Here is a 2,500-nt window from a genome sequence, read left to right as displayed (position 1 = left end):
CGTCCGTCGTGAAGAGGGCAACAACCCTGACCTCCAGCTAAGGTCCCGAAGTCATGGCTAAGTGGGAAAGGATGTGAGGATCCCAAAACAACCAGGATGTTGGCTTAGAAGCAGCCATCATTTAAAGAAAGCGTAACAGCTCACTGGTCTAAATAAGGGTCTTTGCGCCGAAAATGTAACGGGGCTAAAGCCATGCACCGAAGCTGAGGATGCATACTTAACCGTATGTGTGGTAGCGGAGCGTTCCGTAAGCCGATGAAGGGATACCCGTGAGGGGTCCTGGAGGTATCGGAAGTGCGAATGTTGACATGAGTAACGATAAAGAGGGTGAGAGACCCTCTCGCCGAAAGACCAAGGGTTCCTGCTTAAAGTTAATCTGAGCAGGGTTAGCCGGCCCCTAAGCCGAGGCAGACATGCGTAGGTGATGGGAACCACGTTAATAATCGTGGGCCTGGTGGTAGTGACGGATTGCGTAACTTGTACGATCTTATTGGATTGGTCGTGCAGGGAAGCGGTTCCAGGAAAGAGCTCCACCGTATAGACCGTACCCGAAACCGACACAGGTGGTCAGGTAGAGCATACCAAGGCGCTTGAGAGAACTATGCTGAAGGAACTCGGCAAATTGCACGCGTAACTTCGGAAGAAGCGTGACCCCATTTTACGCAAGTGAGGTGGGGTGGCACAGACCAGGGGGTAGCGACTGTTTATCAAAAACACAGGGCTCTGCGAAGTCGAAAGACGACGTATAGGGTCTGACGCCTGCCCGGTGCTGGAAGGTTAAGAGGAGAGGTGCAAGCTTTGAATCGAAGCCCCAGTAAACGGCGGCCGTAACTATAACGGTCCTAAGGTAGCGAAATTCCTTGTCGGGTAAGTTCCGACCTGCACGAATGGCGTAACGACTTCCCCGCTGTCTCCAGCATAGACTCAGTGAAATTGAATTCCCCGTGAAGATGCGGGGTTCCTGCGGTCAGACGGAAAGACCCCGTGCACCTTTACTATAGCTTTACACTGGCATTCGTGTCGGCATGTGTAGGATAGGTGGTAGGCTTTGAAGCGGGGACGCCAGTTCTCGTGGAGCCATCCTTGAAATACCACCCTTATCGTCATGGATGTCTAACCGCGGTCCGTCATCCGGATCCGGGACAGTGTATGGTGGGTAGTTTGACTGGGGCGGTCGCCTCCGAAAGAGTAACGGAGGCGCGCGATGGTGGGCTCAGACCGGTCGGAAATCGGTCGTCGAGTGCAATGGCATAAGCCCGCCTGACTGCGAGACTGACAAGTCGAGCAGAGACGAAAGTCGGTCATAGTGATCCGGTGGTCCCGCGTGGAAGGGCCATCGCTCAACGGATAAAAGGTACGCCGGGGATAACAGGCTGATGACCCCCAAGAGTCCATATCGACGGGGTTGTTTGGCACCTCGATGTCGGCTCATCGCATCCTGGGGCTGGAGCAGGTCCCAAGGGTTTGGCTGTTCGCCAATTAAAGCGGTACGTGAGCTGGGTTCAGAACGTCGTGAGACAGTTCGGTCCCTATCTGCCGTGGGTGTAGGAATATTGACAGGATCTGTCCCTAGTACGAGAGGACCGGGATGGACATATCTCTGGTGGACCTGTTGTCGTGCCAACGGCATAGCAGGGTAGCTATATATGGACGGGATAACCGCTGAAGGCATCTAAGCGGGAAACCCCCCTGAAAACGAGTATTCCCTATCAGAGCCGTGGAAGACGACCACGTTGATAGGCCGGGTGTGGAAGTGCAGCAATGCATGAAGCTTACCGGTACTAATCGCTCGATCGAACTTCTTCGTTCCCATTATCAATGCTCATGTTCATCGGCGGACAAGCGCTTCGCGCTTGCCGCGAGATGAACATCGACCTTCTCGCTCACGCACGCACCGCCCTTCGGGCTGTGCTGCGCGGGCGCGCCCGGACATCCGGCGGCGCGGCTCTGCCGGCTGCGGGTGCCATGCGAAAGGTTGAAATGTCAAAGACGTGTTCAAAAATCAAACGGGCTTAGCCTGTACCAGCTTCTCATTTGTTGCGCTTCGCTGACCTGGTGGTCATTGCGGGGTGGCTGCACCCGTTCCCTTTCCGAACACGGCCGTGAAACGCCCCTGCGCCAATGGTACTTCGTCTCAAGACGCGGGAGAGTAGGTCGCTGCCAGGTCTGCGAAACGCAACAACAATCTTCTCTCGACAAGAAGGCCAAACGGCCGGTAAAAGGCCGCATGAAGCGGCCTTTCGCTTTTGCGAATACCTGAAATAATCCGGGGGGGCATCATTCTGCGCCCCTCGCAGGAGGCAGATCCCAAAGGGGTTTGCCCGAAACAACGCATAAACCTAGCCGTTTATGCTCGACGCGATAAATCCAATAGGGATTTACGCTAAAGCCGGATAAACTGCGCTGCAGTTTACCCAGAGGACGCGGGGTGGAGCAGCCCGGTAGCTCGTCAGGCTCATAACCTGAAGGCCGCAGGTTCAAATCCTGCCCCCGCAACCAA

At 55.2% G+C, this 2,500-nt stretch carries 1 tRNA gene and 2 rRNA genes (1 of these 3 cut by a window edge); all 3 read left to right on the top strand.

Annotated elements, in window-relative coordinates:
- Positions 1-1,807, top strand: a 23S ribosomal RNA gene (locus tag DEM27_RS33225); it begins 1,077 nt to the left of the window's first position.
- Between the two features lie 244 nt (positions 1,808-2,051).
- Positions 2,052-2,166 (top strand): 5S ribosomal RNA (gene rrf / locus DEM27_RS33220).
- 256 nt (positions 2,167-2,422) lie between these two features.
- Positions 2,423-2,499 (top strand) — tRNA-Met (locus tag DEM27_RS33215).
- Position 2,500 lies beyond the last annotated feature (1 nt).

This window comes from Rhizobium album, from assembly GCF_003122325.1.
Taxonomy (GTDB): domain Bacteria; phylum Pseudomonadota; class Alphaproteobacteria; order Rhizobiales; family Rhizobiaceae; genus Metarhizobium; species Metarhizobium album.
This window is presented reverse-complemented; position numbering and strand designations above follow the sequence as displayed.